The sequence below is a fragment of the Thermosporothrix hazakensis genome (genome assembly GCF_003253565.1).
Taxonomy (GTDB): domain Bacteria; phylum Chloroflexota; class Ktedonobacteria; order Ktedonobacterales; family Ktedonobacteraceae; genus Thermosporothrix; species Thermosporothrix hazakensis.
The window spans coordinates 68,165-88,334 of sequence record NZ_QKUF01000014.1; the positions used below are offsets into that span (position 1 = coordinate 68,165).

Annotated in this window: 14 protein-coding genes; 8 read left to right on the forward strand and 6 right to left on the reverse strand. The window is 53.2% G+C overall.

Going from position 1 to position 20,170, the window contains the following annotated elements; genetic code table 11:
* Positions 1-2: 2 nt before the first annotated feature.
* From EI42_RS18625 to EI42_RS18635, 3 genes are all read right to left on the reverse strand, one after another.
* A complete protein-coding gene (locus EI42_RS18625) occupies positions 3-974 on the reverse strand; it encodes an HAD family hydrolase (RefSeq protein WP_111324141.1) in 972 nt (323 codons plus the stop codon).
* An 82-nt stretch (positions 975-1,056) separates the two neighbouring features.
* Positions 1,057-1,518, reverse strand: a complete 462-nt coding sequence (locus EI42_RS18630; RefSeq protein WP_170142742.1) for a YggT family protein — start codon at positions 1,516-1,518, stop codon at positions 1,057-1,059.
* A 130-nt stretch (positions 1,519-1,648) separates the two neighbouring features.
* The gene (locus EI42_RS18635) at positions 1,649-2,293 is read right to left on the reverse strand and encodes an AAA family ATPase (RefSeq protein ID WP_111324143.1); all 645 of its coding nucleotides are present in this window, start codon (positions 2,291-2,293) and stop codon (positions 1,649-1,651) included.
* A gap of 546 nt (positions 2,294-2,839) precedes the next feature.
* Here EI42_RS18635 and alaS point away from each other — a divergent pair.
* The 5 genes from alaS (at position 2,840) to mltG (ending at position 11,499) form a co-directional block, all read left to right on the forward strand.
* Positions 2,840-5,482: an alanine--tRNA ligase gene (gene alaS, locus EI42_RS18640; protein ID WP_111324144.1), complete on the forward strand. Its 2,643-nt coding sequence runs from the start codon at positions 2,840-2,842 to the stop codon at positions 5,480-5,482.
* Positions 5,483-5,882: 400 nt separating this feature from the next.
* The gene (locus EI42_RS18645; RefSeq protein WP_111324145.1) at positions 5,883-7,214 is read left to right on the forward strand and encodes a cell division FtsA domain-containing protein; all 1,332 of its coding nucleotides are present in this window, start codon (positions 5,883-5,885) and stop codon (positions 7,212-7,214) included.
* Between the two features lie 181 nt (positions 7,215-7,395).
* Positions 7,396-9,777 carry a baseplate J/gp47 family protein gene (locus EI42_RS18650; RefSeq protein ID WP_211326248.1) on the forward strand — a complete coding sequence of 794 codons (2,382 nt, stop codon included), beginning with the start codon at positions 7,396-7,398 and terminating at the stop codon, positions 9,775-9,777.
* 121 nt (positions 9,778-9,898) lie between these two features.
* Entirely contained in the window at positions 9,899-10,387 is a 489-nt protein-coding gene (gene ruvX, locus EI42_RS18655; protein WP_111324147.1) for a Holliday junction resolvase RuvX, read from the forward strand.
* Positions 10,384-11,499 (forward strand): endolytic transglycosylase MltG, encoded by a 1,116-nt coding sequence (gene mltG, locus EI42_RS18660; protein WP_111324148.1) that lies wholly within the window; start codon positions 10,384-10,386, stop codon positions 11,497-11,499. The genes ruvX and mltG overlap by 4 nt, the downstream gene beginning before the upstream one ends.
* A gap of 67 nt (positions 11,500-11,566) precedes the next feature.
* On the opposite strand, the gene fmt is transcribed toward mltG, so the two are convergent.
* On the reverse strand, positions 11,567-12,556 hold the full coding sequence (gene fmt / locus EI42_RS18665) for a methionyl-tRNA formyltransferase (protein ID WP_211326249.1): 990 nt from the start codon (positions 12,554-12,556) through the stop codon (positions 11,567-11,569).
* A 314-nt stretch (positions 12,557-12,870) separates the two neighbouring features.
* Between fmt and EI42_RS18670 the strand changes: the two genes are divergently transcribed.
* Both EI42_RS18670 and EI42_RS18675 read left to right on the forward strand, forming a co-directional pair.
* Positions 12,871-15,006, forward strand: a complete 2,136-nt coding sequence (locus EI42_RS18670; RefSeq protein ID WP_170142743.1) for a tetratricopeptide repeat protein — start codon at positions 12,871-12,873, stop codon at positions 15,004-15,006.
* A gap of 126 nt (positions 15,007-15,132) precedes the next feature.
* Entirely contained in the window at positions 15,133-16,791 is a 1,659-nt protein-coding gene (locus EI42_RS18675; RefSeq protein WP_111324150.1) for a spermidine synthase, read from the forward strand.
* A 29-nt stretch (positions 16,792-16,820) separates the two neighbouring features.
* Here EI42_RS18675 and EI42_RS18680 read toward each other — a convergent pair whose 3' ends face one another.
* A complete protein-coding gene (locus EI42_RS18680) occupies positions 16,821-18,050 on the reverse strand; it encodes a helix-turn-helix domain-containing protein (protein WP_111324151.1) in 1,230 nt (409 codons plus the stop codon).
* Positions 18,051-18,296: 246 nt separating this feature from the next.
* Here EI42_RS18680 and EI42_RS18685 point away from each other — a divergent pair, with 246 nt between their 5' ends.
* Positions 18,297-18,695 carry a hypothetical protein gene (locus tag EI42_RS18685; protein ID WP_111324152.1) on the forward strand — a complete coding sequence of 133 codons (399 nt, stop codon included), beginning with the start codon at positions 18,297-18,299 and terminating at the stop codon, positions 18,693-18,695.
* A gap of 53 nt (positions 18,696-18,748) precedes the next feature.
* Here the strand turns inward: EI42_RS18685 and EI42_RS18690 are convergent, their stop codons facing one another.
* Positions 18,749-19,984, reverse strand: coding sequence for an MFS transporter (locus EI42_RS18690; protein WP_111324153.1), 1,236 nt, complete (start codon positions 19,982-19,984; stop codon positions 18,749-18,751).
* Positions 19,985-20,170: the final 186 nt, after the last annotated feature.

Genomic DNA, 20,170 nt, shown 5'->3' on the forward strand with positions numbered 1-20,170 from the left:
TCTTATTCCGCAACACCTTCGGGCAGGCACAAGAGCAGATCATCTATCGATTTGACAATGAGATCTGCGCCGCGCTGCTGGTACAGCTCTATCTCTGAGGGATTGACCATCATCGCACTGAGAAATTCTGGCTCGCCTGCCTGACGGCTTTCCATATAGTAGCGAACGAGATCGCGGTCATCCGCAGTATCGCCGATAAAAAGCCCTCCCCTGGCACCGGTTTGAGCGATCGCCATACGCAACGCTCGCGGATCGGGCTTCGGACAGACATCCCCCGGGATCACCACCTCCCACCAGCGTTCTTCGGTATACCGTTCGAGCATTGCCAGAGCGACCTCTACTTCTGGCCCCACACGTCCTGTAATCAGCCCCATATGTTTAATGCCGCTTGCACGGAAGCGCTGAAAGATATCTGGCTGAAACAGGAAGTGTTCGCGCAGATAAAGTCCCTGCTGGTTCTGGACATAGCGCGGTTCGCGCCCATAATAGGTTCTGATGCCCTCGGCCCCCCAGTAGTATTCATGATAGATATCGCCGACAATGTGATAATCCAGGCGAGCGCTTTCCGGCACGACAGTATTGACCCAGGTGCGCCCTCCACGGCCCGCTAGATGAGCCTCCCGGGCCAGATTTGCCCATTCCTCTGTTGTACGTGCCGCCAGGGTTGTACCGCGCCACTCGCGCCAAATCGCGGTATAAAGCGAGGAAAGCAGGTAGCACATATCCCAATCATTGTTAAAGCCGCCTGCCAGCTTAAACTGTTCGATATCCTGGAGGGTAACCAACGGTTTCCCCTCGTGTTGCCCCCAATCCAGCCCGTGCAGTGTCCCGACGACATATTCAGCGGTCGCAATATCGGTCGCATGGAAGGAGTCAACGGTGTAGAGCAGAATGCCATCCACATCAAAAAAAAGCGCGTCAAACGGCTCTGGATAGCGCAGACCCGGTTTGCGCCAGATGCGCTGGTTCGTCATCTCGGACCAATCCTTTCAAATAGCGTGTATTTCCGGACTGGAATGTATCGTATCACATTCGTTGCCGAACGCTGTGGGCGAATCAGCGGGGCTCGGTGATCAGCAGGGTCAGGAAGCGGCGTAGAATCAGCGCCAGAATACAATAGACCACAATGGCAAGAATCAGCGAGCCATCGATCAGAAAGCCCTGATAGCGTGTGTGAGGGAGTACATTTTGAAAGGGGAGTGCCAGCGGATCACTGCACAGATACATCCACTGGACAAAGAGGCTTGGATGTCGTTGCAGATGGAAACCTGTCAACACAAAACGACCACCAAGCAGCAGAAATGTAACCAGCAACGCCAGCCCGAGCATCTGGTTGATCTTGCGCACCAGGGCGACGCCAAACTGTTTGCAGGAGTGGCCAAACGAGCGCCAGCGTGACTCCGCGGGCAGATGCAGCGGAGGAAGTGGTGCTGTATTACTGAACGTTACGGGCTGCGTATGCATACTATAGAAGCTGGACGTATGTTGCTGGTTCTCTGGCTGTTTTTTCTGTCTCATAGTTTTCTCCGTACGCTTTTTATGCATCACAGGAGCGGCGGATACTGCTTCTATTGTACCATACCAGAGAACAGGATTCGCGCCAACATGCAGCGAAAAGATAGATAAAGGGAGCGGCCAGGCAGGATGCCTAGCCGCGTGTATTCTCTCCGCTAGTTGATTTCTCTTGCTGTGGTTCTGCTAGCGGAGGTGGCGGGGGAAGAATCCGAATGCGAATCAGATTGCTATTTAAGGTCAGGTGTTCTTCGTGGAGCACATGCACCTGTTTCCAGGGCTCACGCTGTGAGTCCTCAATGGCTTTACGAAGCTGTTCTTGATGATAGCTGATGACCTCGCTACCCACACGTCGGTGTCGCTGCTCTTCGTGCTCAAGACAGACATCCAGCGGTACATCAAAGATGAGCAGACAGGTATGATAGTGGTACTTTGCGGCCAGATCGAGCAAGTTATAGCGTGCTTCTGTGGAGAGAGCCGTACTATCTGCGATTGTGAAGCGATTCTGATACATACGTTTGCGAATGATGTAGTGGAAGATATCAAATGCATCTTTGCTGACAAACTGGTTGGTTTCGTCATCGCTGACCAATGCACGACAATAATCGGATGAGACGATCATGGTTGGCGCAAACTTGCGGTGTTTGTAGCGCTGGATCAACGAATGTGCAAATGTGCTTTTCCCGGCTCCTGCCGGACCACACAAAACAACAAGCGAACGTTCGGGTATGGTGATGAAGAGTGGAACTCGCTTCTCCTGAGGGGAGTCGGCTCTGTCCATTGCGGTACTACTTCTCCTTTGATATAATGCGCATGCGCAGATATACAGTATTCATTATATTGCGCTATAATAAGGCTGAATATGCTCGGTGAAGTGCTGTTCGGGGGGGCCCCTTCCTTCTACCGTGTAGCTATCGCCACAGCGAATATTTTTCTTTAACAAGACTGTTTCAGTACACAAGTATGTGGCGTGCTTTATCTTACAACACTTTAGAGAAAGCCGCCAGTGGCGTTCTCTGCATATAATAATGACGGGAATTTCCAGGCAATTGTAGAAATCATAAATCCGTTTTAGAAAGAGAAAAAAGGTTTTCAGAGGAGTCTGCCTATTCTTCCAAAGAGAACGCTCAGCCCGGAGTCTCTGAAACCCATACAAGGGGGTGAAGCCCTTCTCCTTCTTCTCTCGCCTCTGCTATCGTGGTTGAGGCTTGCAGCAGCCTTAGAAGACTCCTGAGGCTTGCATTTGAGGCTGCTGAGGATTGAGACCAATAAAGCAAGGAAGATCCGTCAGAAAAAAGATGCTCCTACCATTTTGAGGAGGGTTGCTGTGTCTGTCAATACAACACTAACAGGCGCTGAGATTCGAGCGCGATTTCTTGATTTCTTTGTCAGTAAAGGTCATGTCAAGGTCCCCAGTTCCTCTCTTGTCCCTCATAATGATCCCACTGTGTTGCTCACCACGGCCGGGATGCAACAGATGATTCCGTACTTTCTGGGACGTGAGACTCCTCCGGCGACACGGCTGACCTCGGCGCAGAAATGTTTTCGTACAACCGACATCGATATTGTTGGCAATCAGCGGACGCTGACATTCTTTGAGATGCTCGGTAACTTCTCTGTTGGTGACTACTTCAAGCGTGAGGCAATCACCTTTGCCTGGGAATTCCTGACAAAGGTGCTTGGTCTGCCCGCTGATAAGTTGTATCCGACTGTCCACCCTGAAGATGATGAGGCCCCCGCTATCTGGACCGAAGTGAGCGGAATTCCCGATGAGACCATCGTGCGCCTTGAAGACAACTGGTGGGGCCCTCCGGGCGCATCCGGTCCCTGTGGTCCTGACTCTGAGATCTATTATGATCGTGGTCCCGAACATGGTTGTGGACGGCCCGATTGTAAGCCTGGCTGCGACTGCGAACGCTTCCTCGAAATCTGGAACCTTGTCTTTATGCAGTATTATCAGGATTTCGACGGAACCCGGGAGCCTTTGCCTCGCAAGAATATTGATACCGGCATGGGTCTTGAGCGCCTGACGATGGTGCTACAGGGACGTGAGTCTGTTTTTGAGACAGACCTGTATCGCCCGATTATCGATCACTTTGCCGGGTTGACCGGAACCGAGTACGGCAAAGATCCGAAGACTGATGTCTCGCTGCGTGTGATTGCTGACCATGCGCGGGCGCTGGTCTTTCTGGCGGCTGATGGCGTGCTTCCCAGTAACGAAGGGCGTGGCTATATCTTCCGACGCGTGCTGCGTCGCGCTGTGCGACACGGCAAGCTGCTCGGGCTGGATAAGCCCTTCCTCTCGATCGCGGCTGATACCGTCATCAATTTGCTTGGAGACTACTATACCGAGCTGCGGCAGAAGCGTGATCGGATCGTTGAAGTGCTGAGCATGGAAGAGAAGAAGTTCAGCCAGACGCTTAATACCGGTTTACAGTTGCTGAATGAGCTGCTGACCGAACTAAACAAGAAGCAGGAGCGGGTCATCCCCGGTGAGCAGGTCTTCAAGCTCTATGACACACATGGTTTCCCGGTGGAACTGACCCAGGAAATCGCCGCTGAGCAGGGCTTCACGATCGATACCGCCGGCTTTGAAGAGGCGATGCAGCGGCAGCAGGAGCGCAGCCGTGCCGCCAGCCAGTTCGTTCAGAAGCAGGATGATCGGGTGCTGACTGAGATCTTACAGCGCCACGGCCCGACCGAGTTTACCGGATATCAGGGTGTGGCCGGGAATGGAAAGGTACTGGCGCTGGTCGTAGATAGCCAGGAGGCCGAGGATATCAGTGCTCCACAACAGGCGCTCCTGATTCTTGACTCGACACCATTCTACGCGGAAAGTGGAGGCCAGATCGGTGACCGGGGCACCATTCAGGGGCCGATGGGACTCTTTGAAGTGCAGGATACGCGCCGTCCGATCAAGGGGCTGATTGTTCACTATGGAAAGCTGACCGAAGGCCATTTGCGTGTGGGTGATGAGGTGCAGGCATCCGTGATCGGGGATCGTCGTGAAGACACGATGCGCAACCACAGCGCGACTCACCTGTTGCATAAGGCGTTGCGTGATTTGCTCGGTCCGCAGGTTGAGCAGCGTGGATCGCTGGTCGAACCCGAGCGGCTTCGCTTTGACTTTAGCTCTCCGCGTCCGCTGACTCCGTCTGAGATTGCTCAGGTTGATGCCCAGGTTAATCGTTGGATTCGCGCCGATTATCCCGTTCATATAAATGTAATGCCTTTACAGGAAGCGATGCAGACGGGTGCAATGGCGCTCTTTGGCGAAAAGTATGACGACGTTGTACGTGTTGTCTCGATGGGAAGCAGTAAAGAGCTATGTGGCGGCACGCACTGTGCCTCTACCGGCCAGATTGGCATCTTTGTCACTGTTCAGGAGGGCAGCGTTGCGGCTGGTGTCCGGCGCATTGAAGCTCTGACCGGACGTGCGGCGGAGGCCTACTTGCGCCAGCGGAGCGCCCTGGTTGATACGCTGGCCACCAAATTGCAGGTGCAGCCCGACAAGCTGGAAGCTCGTATTGAGCTGCTTCAGCAGGATCTGGCGGCGGCTCGGCGGCAGATAGAGCAGTATCAGCGTGAGGCGGCGCAGCAGCAGGCCGAAACGCTGGCGAGCCGGGCTCAGGATGTGTCCGGTGTGCCGGTGGTGGCCGCGGTGGCGCAGGTTGCTAACGATAAAGTCTTGCGCGAGATGGGCGATATGGTGCGAGCGAAGCTCAATCAGCCCGCTGTTGTTGTTGTTGCGGCGGCCTTCGGTGAGCGTGTCGCGATTCAGGCGAGCGTTGACCCGGTTCTGACAAAGCGCGGACTGCACGCCGGGAAACTTGCTGCGGCAGTGGGCCAGCGCCTCGGCGGCAAGGGCGGCGGTCGTCCAGATTCCGCGCAGGGTGGTGGCAAGAATAAGGCTGAGATGGGGGCTGCGCTTGATCTTGTCCCTGTCCTGGTGAAAGAGAATCTTAAATAATCAAGCGAGGCACGTTGTGAAGGGGAGTCATCTGACTCCCTTTCCCCCGTTCGTTCGTGTCAGGAACAAGGAGGGAACTGGTTTCGCTTTTGTCGCTTTCCCACAGGCGCAGGGATGTAGTTTACACAATGCTCTCTCTTGTTGCCGCAACGTGTATTATCACTCTTTGCCACAAGCGCTATTTTTGTGTTATAAAGTAACGTGCATAATGCTGACAATAGACCGGGCATCATCTGTTTTTCCGCTTGCCTGTGCGAAGCCAGCGGCTTCCTGAAGCGCTCGCCCTCTCTCTTGCGTCTGTGGCCTGTTCCAAAGGAGCAGCCCGCAAGAAAGGATTGCAGGCGAGAGCAGGGATCTCCCGCCACTACAGGGCGAAAAGCAATAAAAACGGGAACGTGCAATGATGGATCTCTTTCAAGGTTGGCTCAAGAAGCTGTTTACACGAGGTTCCGACGCGGACGGCTATTATAGCGAAACAGAAGTAGGGTATGATGAGGCTCTGGATACCGGGCAGAGTCAGCTCTTTACCGCTCTTGATGTTGGGACGGCCTATGCTAAAGCCATGATTATTGAGGTACAGGGAGACCATGCAGAGGTTCTGGGGGTCGGTCGGTATCCTCAGAGCTATTCTCATATGGCTGATGGTATAGTGACGGATATTCAGGGCGTCATTGCGAACTGTAATGAAGCTCTCTTACGGGCTGAGAAGTCGGCGGGGACCATGGCCCCGGCGGCGGTGATTGGCATCGCTGGCGAACTGGTCAAAGGAGCATCGACCCACGTCAGTGTAACCCGCCAGCATCCGACCAGGCCGATTACACGGGAAGAGCTGGAACAACTGATTGTGTCGGCACAAAAAAAGCTTTTGAAGAACGCGAAAGCGCGTATTGCCGCTGAAACCGGGCTGAGCAATGTTGAGGTCCGCCTGACCAATGCCGCGGTGATCTCGGTGCGCATTGATGGGCAGACCGTTACCAATCCGATCGGCTTCCCTGGTCGCTACTTCTCGTTGACGCTCTTCAGTGCCTTTGCGCCGCTGATGCAACTGGGGGCACTTGAAGCGGTGGCTCAGGGGTTAGATCTCTCGCTGATCGCGATTGTCGCGGAACCCTATGCTCTGGCCCGTTGTTTAAGCATGAATGCAGGCACAGATAGCGGCGCGATTTTTATTGATATTGGTGGAGGCACCACTGATATTGCCCTGGTACGACAGGGAGGCATTGAAGAGACGCGCATGTTTGCGCTTGGGGGGCGCACGTTTACGCGCCGAATTGCAAATAGTAAGGGCATCTCGTTGAAAGATGCAGAACGCTTAAAGTTAAGCTATAGTAGTGGTGAGATGAAGGGGAGTGCTGTTGAAGAGATTCGCTCGATTCTAGAGCCGGAATGTGAAACATGGATGGATAGCGTCGAATTGCTGGTTGAGGAGCTGTCAAAAGGGGAGCTTCTCCCACCTGCCATCTATGTTGTTGGCGGTGGTTCCGGGCTCTCTGATATCCAGCGAAAGCTAGAAGCATTCCCCTGGACGGAGCGGCTTCCGTTCTCGCGTCAGCCGATTGTGCGTACTGTGCTGCCGGAGATGGTAAACCATATTCTTGATCCACAAGGACTGTTGCAGGATGCTCAGGATATCACACCGATGGCGCTTGCATTTCAGGCGGTGGAACTTCAGAATGAGAACTCTGTGCTTGAGAATGCCCTGGACAATGTGATAGATCGCATGCACATCTAAACGGGTATGCAGGAGGCTCGCCCGGTCAAATCTGGCTGCGTTTTGTGGTAGTTCTCGAACCTGTACTTTGATTGGGGTTTTTAGGGCTATGAGTGACGAGCAGACGATTTACATAGGACCAGAAGACGACTTAACCAGCGTCAGAGAACGCCTTGAACATATAGAATCTCGTAGGGTAATCATGGTCATTCCTGCGCAGACGCAGCTACGGAGCCATGTGGCCTGGAAGCTCCTGCATGCCCGTGCTCGTGAGATGGGCAAAGATGTTCTGATTATCAGTTCCGATCCTCAGATCCGTTCGGTTGCACAGGCCGTCAAGTTCCGGGTGGCGAACTCTTTGGAGGCGGCACCCATTGAGCGATCAAAGCCCTTACAGGGAGGAAGCAGGACCGGGCGGACCTCTTCTCTGAATAAAGGTCGCTCTGTGGGCACGCGAAAAGCTCCTGCCGAAAACCGTCCTGTGCGCAAGGCCCCTCCAGAGCGCCGTGAACCCTGGAACTCACGTCGTCCCGCGAAAGAGGCGTCTCGTCCCCTACCCTTCTCCGGTGCTGCGTTTGATGAATCTCCCTTTGAAATTCAGGAAGATCCGCTGCCCTCGTATGAGAACAAACAGCGAGAGATCACGCCTCCGATTCGGCCCCTGACGCCCGAACAGATTGATGAGGAGCCTGATCTACTAATCGAGGATTATCATATATCGCAAGATATTCGTCAGGCTGCGATGAGCAGCCAGCCGGGGTCTACTCCGGTCGATGAGGACGAGGTGCTTTCCGCATACCCTGCATCTCCCTCAACACCCGCCTCTGAAGATCCGTTTGAGTATCTGGATGATACCACGTTCTCACAGCGCAATGAGCAGCGGGCCGGTGTCCCGATGGATATTTTTCCTGTGGAAGAGGACTACCCGCTTGAAGAGGCTCCGACCCGGATTGAACGTCCCTCTCGTTCAGCCAAGCAGGATATTTCGGAGGCCGAGACAATTGATATATTTCCAGAAGCGCCTGTACAACGGGAACGGCCTCGCAAAAAAGAGCCGATGGCACCTCGTCAAAATCGCCGCTCGCTTCCTCTCACACCGCGTGAGCCGCTGGAAGAGGAAGAGGGCGTGCCGCTAATCGAGGAAGAGCCGCCGCGGGCGGTCCCGCCACGCCAACACTCACGCACATCGCGGGCCTTGAATCGTCAGCCTTCCATTACCCCGCGGACTGCTCGCCCGGAGATGGAGCGCACCGATCTTTCGGGGGCTCTGCGTCCCATGACCCGCAAAGGGCGTCCAACCTCGCGCAAACTGGAACCCATCTCGCGTGCCAGTTCTGTACGAAAGCAAACGCGCCAGCGCAGGCGCTTCCCCGTCCTGATGTTCAGTATCATTCTTCTGTTCATTCTGGCGCTTGGCTCTCTGGCTTTCTTCGTACCTGCTGCTGATATCACATTACTGGTGAACCTGCGCGACTACAGCCACGCGGTCAAACTGACAGCTTACCCCCACGATCAACAGGGACCGACGGGAGCGATTGGGGTTCCCGCCGATGTGCTGAAAAATACCTTTACCGGTGAGGGCACCGGCGTTGCGACTGGCTCCAGGAAAGTTGATACCAATGTTGCGACCGGAAGCGTCACCTTCACCAATAATGGGACGGGGTATGTCACCATCCCTTCCGGAACCCTCATTGAGACCGAAAATGGCGAGAAACAATATAAGACAACTGCTGAACTGACACTCAGTCCGCAGGGAAGCGACGTTCCCTCTATCACCGTTGATGTGGTGGCGATCAAGGCCGGTGAAACGGGCAACACCCCGGCTCGTACGGTCACGGTTATTCCCGATGAGAGTAAAGCGCAGATCGCGAAAAAGAGCAGTATGAATGTATCGGATCTTCGGATTCAGGTCATCAATGCTGCCGAGATTAAAGGGGGAGGCGCCGGTATGGCGAAGGCGGTAACGCAAGCTGACCGCGAGAAGGTGACGAAGAAGCTTCAGGATGAGCTACTGAACACCACTGTGAAGGACTGGCTCCAAAAACAGAAGACCTCTGAACAGGATGTTATCGGGAAACCGGCATTCACAACGACGCTGGTGAATGCGCCGAAAGTGGATAGCGTTGTGAATGGTGATGGCTCTTTTCGCGCGCTGGTACGCGTTAGTGTAACAGTAATGGTGGTGCGGGCAAAGTCGTTACAAGATGCTACAATGAAAGCGCTCAATGTTTCACTCCAGGCTGAAAAAGACCAATCGCTCAAAGGGTATACTATAAACGAAGAGCTTGCACAGGATGTTGACATCAAAGGCTTGAAGACCGCGGGTGAAGGCTCCAATCTGGCCCTTGAATTTACTGCTGCGGGGAAAGCTGTTCCACCCATTCAGCAGGAGGATGTACAGAAGCTCGTTTCTGGAAAATCGGTTGAAGAAGCACAGTCGCTTTTACAGGCAAAATATCGGCAGTACCTTCAGAAAACGGAGGTAACGATTCAGCCGACATTTTTCCCGAGGATTTCTTATTTTCAACCGAATATTCATGTTCATCTGAAACCCGCTCTAGTACCATTGAAGCCGAAACCGTAACTATCATTTGGAACAGGACGTAGTATGGTTATAAAGCTGTCATAAGCTTACCATACAGCCTGTCCCTGCCTGTGAGGAAGCGGAGAACAGAAACCAAAACGGCACAAAGGTTTTTCTCTTTATGACTCGATTACTCGCATTAGATGTGGGTGAGGTGCGCATTGGTGTGGCTGTCAGTGATGCCACCGGCCTGCTGGCTTCACCCTATACGACACTCCATGTCCCTCGCAGTGAAAAACAGTTGTGGACGGCATTACAACAGATCGTTGACGAAACAGAGGCGGAAGGGATCGTTGTTGGCCTTCCCGTGAGTCTGGATGGCGCTATTCACGCTCAGGGAGAGCGCATTCTGGCGTTTGCTGAGCGCCTGAAAGCACACATATCCCTCCCCGTTTCATTCTGGGACGAACGACTCTCGACCGTAGAGGCCGAACGTCTTTTGCTGCATCGGCCAAGTGGTGCGGGCAGAAAGCCGCGACGTTCGGGCCAATCACACTCCCGGAAGTCTCGCCAGAGAGGGCATGAGCTGGATGCTCTGGCGGCTACTGTGATCCTGCAAGAATATCTGGACTCTCTGCGGAGTAGCAAACAAGAGGAAAAGGAACTATGAAACGACCTGGAGGATCAAAGGCTGCTGTTATCTCCATTATCCTGGTGGCAGTAATTATCTTTATCGGTCTCTATTATGCCTGGTCGACGGTAACGTCTATATTTCTTCCTGTGAGTGATGCAAAGAATGCCAAAACTGTGTCAATCACTGTTAAGCCGGGGGAAACAACAGCCGATATCGCTGAAAAGCTGGAGAAAAATGGCATTATTAAGAATGCCTTTGCTTTTCGCCTGTGGTCGCGGGTGCGGGGGTTAGACGGAAAACTACAGGCGGGCGTCTATAATAAACTCAATTCAAGTATGACAATTGATAAGATTATCGACGAATTTATGAATGCGCAGCCTGATGCAACCCAGGTTCTGGTGAAAGAGGGATATCGCCTCGAAGAGATAGCAAATGCGGTTGCACAATCCAGTCCAGTGCTGGTGAATTTCAAGAAGGACGAATTCCTGAAATATGCCCACAATATCAAGAGCTTTCCTGATTATGGGAAATATCCTCTGCTGAAACAGATCAGCCAGCAAAGCGATAGCATGGAAGGCTTCCTGTTCCCGGCTATCTATGAGATCCCTGTTGATGCTGATGCCCGCGTGGTGATCCAACGCATGATAACGAAGACGACCGAAGTCGTGCAAGAGAACAAGCTGGAAGCGCTGGCGAAGCAGCATCAAATGTCGCTGTATGATCTAGTGACACTGGCCTCGGTTGTGGAGCGCGAGACCGGAAAAGTGGAGGAAGATCGCCCGAATATCGCCAGCGTTTACTGGAACCGGCTCTACAAGGTGAATCCAGAGATTGGTAAACTGCTACAGGCCGACCCGACGGTACAGTATGCGCGTGATAATCAGGAAAAGCCAGCGAAATACTGGACGCCGTTACAGGATAGCGGCGGGAATGTCTACCCTGATAGCCCGTACAATACCTATACGCAGGCAGGCTTGCCGCCAACACCGATCTGTAGCCCGGGACTGGCAAGTCTGAAAGCGGTCGCTGAGCGACCCGATACCGACTACTACTACTTCTTTGCTGACAAAACAGGGAAGTCCCATTTCGCAAAGACACATGCCGAGTTTACGCAGCTCATGGCGCAGTATGGCGTCAGTGGTGCGTAACGCAAGCTGAAACATCAGGAGGTACGGAAGCTTTGTGCTTTCCGTGCCTCCCCGCTTCTATACCACATCAGGCCTGTGAAGGTGCTCCCAGTACCTCCCCGACGATCTGCCGATAGCCCCGCAGAAACTCTTCGGTGCTCATTGCCTTTTTGCCCTCCAGTTGTAACTGCTTGATAAGCAGATAGCTGCTCCCGGTTACCACGCCCATATAGACATGGCCTGCCTCCTCTCGAACGGCAACCGTTCCGGGAGGAACAGGCTTGGCAGGCTCAAGCGCGACGGCTTTCGCGGCATGGATTTTGAGCAGTTTGCCGCGCCAGTAGGTATAGGTCCCCGGCCAGGGTGAATAAGCGCGTACCTGGCGGGCAATAACTCCGGCTGGCTTCGTCCAGTCAATCAGGCCATCCTCTTTCTGCAACATGCGCGTATGGGAGGCTCGCTCTTCGTCCTGTGGCTCTGGCTGAATCTCACCTGCGATCCAGCGGGGCAGGGCCTCAAGCAGGGCCTTCGCGCCGAGCTCTGCCAGCTTGCCCGTCAGGGTTCCAGTGGTGTCGTCTTCGGCGATAGGAATAGATCTGCGCAGCAGCACCGGCCCGGTATCGATGCCCGCATCCAGGAGCATGATCGAGACGCCGGTCTCTGTGTCTCCCTGTAAAATGGACTCCGCTATAGGGTCTGCGCCCCGATATTTGGGGAGCAGCGAGGCGTGAATATTGAGTGTGCCATAGCGGGGCTGATCTAAGACGGCCTGTGGCAGAATCTGGCCGAAGGCGGCGACAATATAGAGATCGGCTTTATAGGCGGCCAGCTCTTCCCGGTTCGCTGCTTTCTTGAACGAGCCAGGCTGCCAGACCGGAAGATGATGAGCGAGCGCGGCTTGCTTGACCGGAGAGAAGAGAATCCCTCGTCCGCGGCCTGCTGGTTTGTCGGGCCGGGTGATGACGGTGGCAATCTCATAGCCTTCCGGGAGCAGTTTGCCCGGAGCCGAGTGTTGTACTAATGCTTCCAGTGCGGGGACGGCAAACTGTGGTGTCCCCATATAGATGATTCGTAACAATGGCTACCCCTCTATTCTACTGAATCCGCTCGATAGTAGTGCTTTGTCTCGCAAGGCTGTTCTCTGAGTCTATTTTATTGTATATTGACTTACGTTGAAATGCATCGGGTGTTGGATCTCTGAATCAGTTTCTGTAGAAACAAGCTGAGCATGAAAATATTGTTTTTCTGGATGCATAGAGTATAGCACAATCAGGCTACTCTCTCAGGTTTTTTTGACAAAGAAGAGTATGCTATATTTGCATGTACCAGAGTTTTTCTGGGAGTACTCTTGTAACGAGTGGGGTGTCAACTCACTGCATAACGGAGCAAGTTGTGAAGACGGATCGTGATATAATTCTTCCAACAAATCAGCTTATTGAACAGGCACAGACAAGCCTGCACGAGCAGCTTGTGTCTCTGACTCCTTTTGGCATTATTGCAACAAAGCCACCCGCGACAGATCCTCCAATGACGATGCAGCGTGCCGACGAGGTCCATATTCTCCTGCGTATGGTCAGCGATACGGAGACCAGCTCAGTGGTGCTCACCGGGAATCCCGGGGCCGGAAAGTCGACGCTGGCTGCACTCCTCTACAATGGCTTTGAGCTCTCGAAGCGTTCCGGTCTTCCAGCTCCTCGCTATCTGGTCTGGCTTGGTCTCAGTCCGTTTACCACCATCCCTGATATGATTGCGGCAATTCTCCAGGGCCTGGAGTATCCTGTTGAGGATTTTGTGCTGCTTCGGCCTGCTGAGCAGATCCAGGTGCTGTTGCAGGCGTTACGGCGTCCACAAGAAAGTGCGCTGGTGATTCTGGATCAGTTTGAGGCGCTGCTGTACTCGGATACCAGTCAAAGCGGGGGGGGACGCGGGATGTTACCGCTGTTCCTTGAAATGTTGCAGCAGGACATCGGGACGAGCCGCATTATTCTGACCAGTTATCAATCGCCTTTTGATGAGCGCCTGGAAATTCCCCGGGTGCGCTCATGCCTGATCTCACGGATCAGTATTCCTGAGGGGCTTGGACTGCTGCATGAGCGTGGGCTGAGGGCTTCCCCCGAGGAATTGTCTCTGATCTGGCAGCGCTGTACCGGGCATATCTTCTCGCTGGTGCTGTTTAACGCCGTGGTCCAGCTCAGTGGTATTTCCGTCAGCTATCTGCTCAATTCTCCGGATTATCGTCCGCTGTGGAGCGGTGACGTAACGATGCAGCTTATCGCAACGCTGTATCACTTTCTGAATCCGACGCAGTTTGCGCTCTTTCAGGCCATGAGTCTGTTCTATCAGCCAGTCCCGCTTCAGGCGTTGATTGCGATTGTTACCGGGAACAATCAGATCCAGAAACAGAGCTCGCAGTATCTGCTGTTTGAGAAAGAGTTGGATACGCTGGTGCAGCTCTCGCTGGTGCAGTGTTCGACTGATCGCTTCGGGACTCCCTGCTATATGCTGCATTCCCTGCTGCGTCAGTATATGTTTGAAAACTTCCTGGATTCCAATCCACAACGGCGAGGAGAGAGCCTGACCGCGTATGGCATTACGTCTCCGCTATCTCAGGTGCCCAGCGGTTCCGATGGGGTTCGCAGCGCGATTGCGGCGGGCCATAAACGTGTGGCTACCTATTATCAGGAACTGGCGCGAACCGCGTATCCACCGAAAGGGAAGCGCCAGAAGATGCACGATGTTGAGCCACTGATTGCGGCGGTGCGTCACCTCTGTCTTGGTGGGTTCTGGCAGGAGGCCTGTGATCTGCTGTTTGCCGAAGGATTGCACGAAAACTTGATCCAGTGGGGAGCCTGGAATACATTGATAGGCATATATACATCGCTGTTGCCTCCCTTTGGTGATATTGCGGCCCGCGATCAGGGGATTGTCGCCAGTTATGTGGCGATGCTCTATGCTCGTCTGGGTGAGTTTCCGCAGAGTCAGTCGTACTTTGAACAGGCGCTATCGTTGCAGCGTCGTATCGGGGATCGCAAGGGAGAGGTCGCGACGCTGGTCAATCAGGGCGAGATGTTTCGTCTGGCCCGTGACCTTGAGCATGCGCTGAATTGCTTTGAGGCAGCCAGTCAGTTGAATGCGGGGAGCGATCGACAGGTACAGTGTGTGATCTTGCACAATATGGGGCTGCTCTATCACCAGATTAAGGATTTCGATCAGGCCTATCAATGCTATATCGAGGCTCTGGATATTATTAACGAGACCAATGCGCCCGAAAGTGCTGGTATGGTGCTGACCAACCTGGGAATGTTGCTCTATCAGCAGAAGCAATTTAAGAAGGCGCTGGCGATTCTCCTGACGGCGCTTCGTATTCGCAAGAAGGTTCAGGATACCTCTGTTGTCGTGCTGGAAAAGTTCTTAAAGGCTGTTGAGCAGAAACTGGGGCCGGAGAAATACGGAATTCTCTGTCAGGAAGCAAAAGAGATGCAGAAGCAGGTACTGAGCCGCATTCTACCCGCGCATCCGCTACCGTGAATATGATTTGACAAGCTATGCCATATTGTCTACATTACGTGATAATGTTACTCGTTTTCAACATGGCTCTTGCTTTGTTTTTTTGAACAAAAACGACTTCCGGTACTGGAAAGTGAGTTTCTCGTTATGTCTACCGCTACCCCAAGTCCACAAGAGATTCAAGAAACCAGTGCGCCACCCGCGCAGGCTGCCGGCCGTCCAGCGCAGAGCTGGCTGGTTATCTTGCTGGTCTTTGTCTCTGGCGGTGTCTCTCTGGGCGTTGAGATGGCCGCCTCACGTTTGTTGGCCCCTTACTTCGGGACATCGCTCTTTGTCTGGGCGAACCTGATTGGCCTGATCCTGCTGTACCTGACAGTGGGCTATTATGTAGGTGGTCGCCTTGCGGATCGCTTCCCCCGGCCCACTGTTCTCTATGGGATAACCGCGCTTGCATCATTGCTGGTTGCCTTGATCCCGCCGCTATCCCGGCCTATTTTGCACTGGTCGCTGTCGGCTTTTGCCACCTACTCGGTCGGCGTCTTCTATGGCTCGCTGGTTTCGGTTATTCTGCTCTTCTTGCTGCCAATGGTCTTGCTTGGCTGTGTTTCGCCGTTCGCGATTCGGTTGAGCGTCGATCAGGTTGGCAAATCGGGACGCATCGCCGGTTTGCTCTATGCGATTTCGACCGCCGGCAGCATTCTGGGCACCTTCCTCCCAGTGCTTGTGCTGATCCCGAATTATGGCACCGCGATGACCTTCATTATCATGGCTGCCGCCCTGTTGCTGGTCTCGATCATCGGCCTGCTGTTCTCTGTGAAGCCGCAGCAAAAGAGCCCTGCTGAGAAGGCGCGCTTCCTCTCAATCTTGTTGTTGTTGCCTCTAGGGGGTGCTTTTCTGGCATCTCAGGGCAACATCAAACCTGCCAGTGGGATCGACGATAATGGCAATATTGGAGGCAAGCTACTTGAGGAGCACGAATCGGGCTATAACTATATTCAGGTGGTGCAGGTAGGAGAAGAAACCCAGTTGATTCTTAATGAAGGATTGGGGGTGCATTCCATCTATAACCCAAAGCGCGTGACGACGGAGGGAGGCGGTCCCTGGGATTATTTTTTAATCGCGCCCTTTTTCAATAATTCGTTCAGTCCCGATCAGGTCAAAAAGGTCTGCATTATCGGTCTGGGTGGTGGAACCTCTGCCCGGGGCTTCTCCGAGGCATACAAATCCGTTGCCATTGACGGCGTTGAGATCGATCAAAAGATCGTCGATATGGGCGAGAAATATTTCCATCTGGGCGAGACGAATACCAATGTGATTGTGCAGGATGGTCGCTATTTTCTTGAGTCCACCACAAATAAGTATGATGTGATTGGTATTGACGCGTATCAACAGCCCTATATCCCCTTTCAGTTGACCTCGACTGAGTTTTTCTCTACGGTTCGTTCTCATCTGACTCCCAATGGCGTGGCGGTGATTAACGTCGGACGCACAAACGATGATTTCCGGCTGGTCAACGCGATGGCCCAGAATATGAAGACCGTATTCTCAAACGTCTATATTGTGGATACACTGCGTTTTACCAATAGTCTGATTATCGGGACAAACGCGAAAACCAATCTGGGCAACTTCCAGAAGAACACCATGCTGGTTGATAATCCCCTGCTCAAAGAGATTGCCTATCAGGCGTTGGTGACCGGGAAGCTGCGAGAAGAGAAGCAGGCACACGTCTACTTTACTGACGACCTTGCCCCGATTGAACAGATGATTGACCAGATTATCTTCAATGTCGCGCAGCACTCACTCTAAACGGGTAGAGGAGGAGCAAGAGCCCTCCTCTATTTCTTCTGGGTAAGCGCCTGCTCCAGGGCGAAGACATGTGGTTCATTGGGTGCTTGCTCTTTGCATTGCAAGAATGTACTCCTGATCCGCTCCTCTTTCATCGGCAGGTCCAGCGCGCGCACAATTTTCAGGGCTCGCAACAAAAAGAGCGCGCAATCACTGTACTGTTGTAGCGCGTAATGGACACGTGCCTCTTCCAGCAGCAGATTTATCTGCCAGCGCGGCAAGCCTGGCTTCAGCCCCTTGCGTGCTACCAGCAAAGCGTGTGCAGCCTCATCATAGCGACCGAAGAGGGTCAATGCTTTCGCTCGTTCGATATACAGGCTGGTGATATCAAGGCGAACGAAGCTCCCATCCGGTTCGAGTCTGCCCTTTCGTACGATATGTCCGGCGGTGTTGAAATAGGTCAGGCTCCTTTCCTGAAGGCGTTCGCTCTTGCCCGCAAGGTATGCTTGCGCTTCACCGGCGATCTGATAGACTTTCCCTTTCAGAGGATCGCGTGAGAGGTCGGCATAGGGGAGAGCCTGCATGGCATCCTGATATGCAGGCTCGAATTGTCGGCTCTGGATATAGATGCGGGCGCGGCGTAACAATGAGGCCGCGATAAGTTCGGTGTTTCTGAGGTGAAAGGCGATCTCGATAGCCTGATTCTCGTAGGCTAATGCCTCATCAATATGCAGGCGGTCGCGCTCAAGCAGTGAATAGAGCTGATAGAAACGACAGAGAAGCGCTTCAAACTGATCTTTACAGACCCCTCTGGCGCTCTCCACTCTTCTCCTCAGGCTGGAAAAGCAGAGATCGATTGTACAGGCAGCCCGCTGAACGCTGCTGCTATAGTAAAAGTCCCAGCTTAGTGCAAGCAAGTTCTCGTAAAAGGTGATGATCTTCTCATCTGCCATCAGATCTCCAGTTATCACCTCGGTGAGCGGCTCCGGCTGCTGCTCAAGCAACGCGATTGTTGAGAGCCCGAGTAGAACCGGGGGAATGTTCAAGGCTCTGCTGATCCGCACCCGGCGCGGGATAAGTTCGGGCATCTTCTTGTTTTTTGGGCTTTCCAGCATCTTGATATAGCGCAGTGACCAGCCGAGGATGCGGGCCAGCTCTTCCTGTTCCCAGCCCCGGAGCTTACGGTAATGCTTGATAACCTGACCGATATGCGGAAATTGCCCTTCTCCCGGGTCAAACGGCCCATACGTATGCCACCAGTAGTAGTCTGTTTTTGTCATAATCGCCACCTACCCTGCACTACAACGCTTCCTTTTCTGATAAAGTCTAAACCATGCTCTGCTGTATTTCAATAGATGTTTGCTCATATAAGGGTGAAAGTTCTTTTCATTATAATAATTGCGTGCATTGGCGAAAGTTGAAATAAGGAGTAATGTGCATGTAGCACTTTTGCCGGGACATTCTCTGTTCGGTTGCATGGGAAAAAGAGGAGAGAAAAAGACGATTCATGTGACAAAGGACGGTATATGATGAAACGTGAAGAGACTCTGGTATCTTTCACGGCAACCCATAGCGAAATCATTGCACTTGGCGTTGCGATCCTCGCATATCCCCGCTATCTTGCCACACAGGGACAAATAACGCAGGAGCAGCGGACCGTGATGCAGTTGCTGGATAGTTTCCAGCGCCGCCTGGCGCTTCAGGCACAGAGGCCCTCTTTGCGCCTGCTCTTAGAGCGGCACCATGTGAGCATTAATGACCTTGCGCGTGCCAGTGAAATTGAGGTGTTGCTGGTCTGGGCTATGTATGTTGGCAGGCCGACTACGCGCGAGGATGCGCAAGCAATTGTACAGGGACTCAATCGGCTCTGTAACACCCGGTATACACTTGACGATATTTCGGTTGTGTTTGCCTCCGGGGAGTAGCAGACGCAGCTACTTCGCCCGGGAGGCGAAGCAGTGCGCCGCGTTTGAGGGGTTCAGGCGCGTTTGCGCTGACTGGCAAAGATGATAAGACAACCGATAAGAATGCTGATGCCGTAGCCAATCCCGTTCACGACGAGTGGCAGCCGGAAGTTCAGATGATAGAGCGGCAGGAATAGAGTGCTACCAACGAATGCCCCCATAAAGCCGAACATATTATAGAGGCCCTGAATCTGCGCTCTGGTGTTGGCTGTTGAGGATGTCGCGACGTGAGCGTCAAGGGCTGGAAGCATCAGGCCATAGACTGCCCCGTGAATGACGAAGAGGATACCAACCAGGGTGGCGCTGTTTGCCAACCCATATGCCATATAGAGCGGCACTTGAAGCAGGCCGCCCACAAGAATGATCCACTTGCGGCTCAAGCGATCAGCAAGTCTGCCCCCCAGTGGCGAGAGAATGATGTTTGGCACCGACCAGAGCATATAAATGATTCCTACTACCGTCACCGTCGCCCCCAGATCATTATGCAGCCAGATCGGCATAACAGTCTGATCGAAACCCAGGAAGAGGTAATCACCAAAGGCAATCACATATGCGCCGATCAGTCCGAGCGGGAAGAGCATATGCAGCGGAAGCTTTGTTTTCTGCTTTGTTTGTGTGATTTTGTGGGATATCCCGCCTTTGACCAGCGTGATAATCAGCACCAGACCGATCAGGCGAGTGACAACCGAACCAATAAAGGTATTGGTATATCCAAGCAAGCCGCCAAGTCCGGGACCAAGCAGAAAGCCTACATTCAAAGCCGCTCCAAATATGCCAAAGGCCTCACCCCGCTGGTGCTCCGGTACGGCTTCGATGACCAGTGCGCGGCCTGCCGGAGCGACTGCGGCTCCAACCATGCCTTCGAGGAAGCGAAGGACAATAAAGAGGATCGGGTCTGTAATAACCAGATAGATGATGGTTAATATCGCCTGTAGGATCAGGCCAATAATCATCAGACGCTTGTGTCCGAGTTTATCTGAAAGCCAGCCGGCAGGGAACTGGAAGGCGAAATTTGAGATCAGAAAGGCATTCGCCATCATAGAGATAATGGTAAGAGAGGCCCCCTGCTGTTCTGCATAGAGCACACGAATCGGTGTCACCATACTCAAACCGATATACGTGACGCATACAGCGAGTGATATAGCCAGTAGTGTGCGATTGCGCCAGACCGGGGTATCTGGAATGGTAGGTAACCCGCTTTGCATATGCTCAGATACGGATGTATTGGTAGATGAGTGATTGGCAGACATAAGACTCCTTTGAATAGTAGGGTGGCTGGCCAAAAACGCTACACGGAGATGAAGTATTCTCAGTATAGCTGATGCAGAGTATTTGGGCCCTGTCCTGAAGGACAGAAACCGGTCCGGGTGTGGCCGGCAGTTCCATGTACGCTGGAATGAATGTATTGTGGTATACTGAGCTTAATTTCGCGTGCA